The organism is Kitasatospora sp. NPDC058406 (assembly GCF_042722765.1).
Lineage (GTDB): Bacteria > Actinomycetota > Actinomycetes > Streptomycetales > Streptomycetaceae > Kitasatospora.
On sequence record NZ_JBHXKE010000431.1, the window covers coordinates 1 to 3,900 of the forward strand.

Consider the following 3,900-nt stretch of genomic DNA (forward strand, 5'->3'; position numbering starts at 1 on the left):
GGCTCCACACCTACAATCACCACCGCGGACACACCGCACTCGCAGGCAAGCCACCCGCCAGCCGCGTTCCCAACCTCATGGGTCAGAACACCTAGCCTGAGGTCGAACGACCGGGACCGCCTTCCAGGAGCATCGTGAAACCTCGCCCCCTTCCGGCCGTCGGACCCCGACGGATCCTCGCCGCAGCCCAGTTGGTCAGTGCGATCGGCGACGGCGCGTACTACACGAGCTCGGCGCTGTACTTCACCCGGATCGTCGGCCTCTCGCCGACCCGGCTCGGCCTCGGCCTCGCGGTGGCCTGGGGGATCGGGTCGCTGGCCGGCGTTCCGCTCGGCCACCTCGCCGACCGGCGCGGGCCGCGCGGCGTCGCGGTGACGCTCGCCTTCGCCACCGCGGCCGTCGTCGCCTCCTTCCTGGTCGTCCGCTCCTTCCTGCCGTTCCTCGGCGCGGCCTGCCTCTACGCGACGGCGCAGTCGGGACTCGCCGCCGCCCGTCAGGCACTGATCGGCGGGCTCGTCCCCGGGGAGGAGCGGACCGGGGTTCTCGCCCGGCTCCAGTCGACGCTCAACGCCGGGTTGGCGGTCGGTGCCGCACTCGGCGGCGTCGCGCTGACCGTCGGCACCAGGACGGCCTTCCTTGCCGCGTTCGCGCTCACCGCACTGGGCTTCCTGGTGGCGGGACTGGTGCTGCGCCGCCTGCCGGAGGTCGTGCCGGAGGCCGTTCCGCAGGCCGTGCCGGAGGCCGGCCGGGCGGGCCGCGACGGGCCCGGGCTCGCGGTGCTGGCCGACCGCCGGTACGCCGTGGTGACGCTGGTCAACACCGTGCTGCTGCTGCGGATGCCGCTGCTGAGCCTGGTGCTCCCGCTCTGGATCGCGGAGCGGGAGCCACGGCTCGGCTGGCTCGGGCCGGTGCTCTTCGTGCTCGACACCGTGGGCGTGACGCTCTTCCAGGTCCGCACGGCGCGGGCCGTGACCGGTCTCCGGTCGGCCGTCCGTGCCGTCCGCCGGTCGGGGGCGATCCTGCTCGCGTCCTGCGCGGTGTTCGCGGTGACGGCGGCCGGCGTTCCGGTCGGGGCGACGGCGGTGCTGCTGGTGGCGGCGACGGCGCTCCTGGTGCTCGGCGAGATGAAGCAGTCGGCCGGGTCCTGGCAGATCGGTTTCGACCTGGCGCCGGCCGACCGGCTCGGCCAGTACCAGGGCTTCTTCGGGACGGGCGTCGCGGTGGCGCGGACGGCCGGTCCGCTGCTGCTGACGACGCTGCTGCTGGACGGGGGCGCGCCGGGCTGGCTGCTGCTCGGCGGGATCTTCCTGGCGGCCGGCTGCGCGATGGGCCCGGCCGTGCGCCGGGCGGAGCGGGACCGCCCGTGGCGGACGGGCCCGGTACCGGCCGGCCCGGTGCCTGCTCCGGCCGCCGCCGGTCGGTGAGGCGTGAACCCGCTTCCTGGACCGATGGGTTGACGGCGGGCGCGAGCGGGTGCGGTGTGCCGACCGCATTCAGCTCCACCGCGAGGCCCATCGCCCGGGTGCGCTCGACGAGTTCGGGCAGCCGGGCCAGTCCGGGCGCGGGGCCGTACGGCTCGCGCGGTACGTCGGGTGCGCCCAGGGTGGGCGGGGCGCCCGGCGCGCCCGGCGGGTGCGGCGCGGGCGACACCTCCGGCGGAGGCTCGGCGGTCCCCGGCCGTCGCTCGGGTCGGGGGCGATCCGCAGGACGTGCAACAGGCCCCGCATCTTCTCCGGGGTCTCCCGGCCGGTGCTGCCGATGGCGGACAACTGTCGTTTTCGGACGACGAGTTGTCCGGTCCGCTCGCCGAACGTCCGGACCACGCCCAGACAGATCGGGGTCTGCACCAGGCAGAACCGGAGCGACACGGCGGTGAGCGCGCCGGCCGTCCGGACGGCCGCGACGATCGCCGCTCCGGCCGCCGCCCTGCCGGGCGGCCGCAGCACGACCAAGGTGTGGAAGGCGAGCAGCGGCGCCCGGACGTTGTCCGCCGGCCGGTAGCCGAAGAGGGTGTACCCGGCCGGCGCGCCGGTGCAGAGCGGCAGGACTGGCCACGGCGCGGTGTGAGGGCAACACCGCGTGATGTCCCGTCAATCGGCCGATCCAAGAGGAGATTGACGCCGTGTCGACGAACAACCGGAAGAATCTTCTGCCGTTCGTGGTCTTCCCCTCTTGACCGAGGGCTGACAGGCTGTGCGGGTTTGTAGAACCTGAGGAGGTTTCGTGTCCCGTCTCACCAGCGCGGCCCTGGCGGTCGCCAGTGCCCTCGCCCTCGTCGCAGGCAGCGCCGCCGCAGCCGTGGCCGCGCCGGATCCCGGCCCGAATGCCGAGGCCAAGGTGGCATCGGTCGACTGGAAGCCCTGCAACCCCGACCCGACGCAGCCGGATCCCAAGATCTACGACTGCGCCGTCTACCCGGTGCCGATCGACTACGACCACCCCGACGGCGAGACGATCGGCATCGCCATGATGCGCCGCCGGGCGGGCGACCCGGCCAAGCGGATCGGCTCGCTGTTCCTCAACCCCGGCGGTCCGGGCGGCAGCGGCTACCTGTGGGCGACCACGCCCCGGTTCGGCAAGGACGTGCAGGACCGCTTCGACATGGTCGGGTTCGACCCGCGCGGGGTCGCGCGCAGCAACCCGCTCAAGTGCTTCACCACCGACGAGGAGGCCGCCGCCGTCAACGACCGGATGGTCGGCGTACCCGTCACCAGGGCCGAGATAAACGAGACCATCGACGCCACCGAGAACTACAGCGACGCCTGCTCCCGCAACGCGGGCCCGCTGATCGAGCACATGTCCACCATCAACGTCGTCCGGGACCTCGACCGGATGCGCCGGGCCGTCGGCGACGCCAAGCTGACCTTCGCCGGTTTCTCCTACGGCACCCTGATCGGCGCCACCTACGCGGGCATGTACCCGAACAAGGTGCGCGCGGTGATCGTCGACGGCAACGTCGACCCCAACCTGCGCATGCGCGACGGCGTCGAGTACGACAAGCAGCGCGCCGCCGGCTTCGAACTCGCCCTGGACCAGTTCCTCAAGCGCTGCGAGGCCGCGGGCGCGCCGCGCTGCGCCTTCGGTGCGGGCGACACCCGGGCCAGGTTCGACGCGATCCGCGACCACCTGCGCACCAGCCCGGTCACGCTGCCGAACGGCTCCCAGGTGACCCTCTCCAGCTTCACCAGCCAGGTGGCGAGCTCGCTCTACGCGCAGCGCCTCCAGGCGCCGCTCGCCCAGTCGATCCAGGCGCTGGACGACGTGCTCCGGGCGCCCGCCGTGAACGGCCTGGCGGCAGCCGCCGCCCCGACCGGCTCCGAGGCGGCCAACGTGCTCGCGGTGACCGCCCCGAACGCGCTGCGCGAGGCCCTGCCGGAGACCCCGTACTCGTCGGACGACTCGTACTACGGCGTCAACTGCCAGGACAAGCCGTACCCGTCCAACCCGCGGGTGTTCGTCGGTCTCGCCCGGGCCTGGGAGAAGGAGTCCCCGACCTTCGGCCGCTACCAGGCCTTCGACGGCCCCACCTGCTCCAGCTGGCCGGCCCCGGCACGTGACGCCGAGCGCTTCACCGGCCCGTGGAACCGCCGGACCGCCACCCCGGTCATGGTGATCGGCAACCTCTACGACCCGGCGACCAACTACCAGTTCTCGCAGCGGATGCAGCGGCAGCTCGGCAACGCCGTGCTGGTCTCCGTCGACGTGGTCGAGCACTGCGCGGTCGGCCGCAGCAAGGCGCTCAACGTGCTGGTCACCGACTACCTGGTGAACCAGAAGGCGCCCGCGCCCGGTCAGCTGCTCAAGCCCGACGCCGAGGCGTTCCCGCCCGTCGCCTGACACCGTGCCGGTCCTCGGCGCCCCCCCCCGCGGGGGCGGCGCGCCGCGGGCCGACCGCCCCCC

3 protein-coding genes are annotated in these 3,900 nt (G+C 73.6%); 2 read left to right on the forward strand and 1 reads right to left on the reverse strand.

Translation table 11 applies throughout. The features are described from left to right. Positions 1-134 precede the first annotated feature (134 nt). Positions 135-1,424, forward strand: a complete 1,290-nt coding sequence (locus ACFWOG_RS39995; protein WP_355404202.1) for an MFS transporter — start codon at positions 135-137, stop codon at positions 1,422-1,424. 69 nt (positions 1,425-1,493) lie between these two features. Here ACFWOG_RS39995 and ACFWOG_RS40000 read toward each other — a convergent pair whose 3' ends face one another. Continuing rightward, positions 1,494-1,946, reverse strand: coding sequence for a hypothetical protein (locus ACFWOG_RS40000; protein ID WP_380364583.1), 453 nt, complete (start codon positions 1,944-1,946; stop codon positions 1,494-1,496). Positions 1,947-2,223: 277 nt separating this feature from the next. On the opposite strand from ACFWOG_RS40000, the gene ACFWOG_RS40005 reads away from it, so the two are divergent. Beyond that, on the forward strand, positions 2,224-3,837 hold the full coding sequence (locus tag ACFWOG_RS40005; RefSeq protein ID WP_380364585.1) for an alpha/beta hydrolase: 1,614 nt from the start codon (positions 2,224-2,226) through the stop codon (positions 3,835-3,837). The last annotated feature ends 63 nt before the right edge of the window (positions 3,838-3,900 follow it).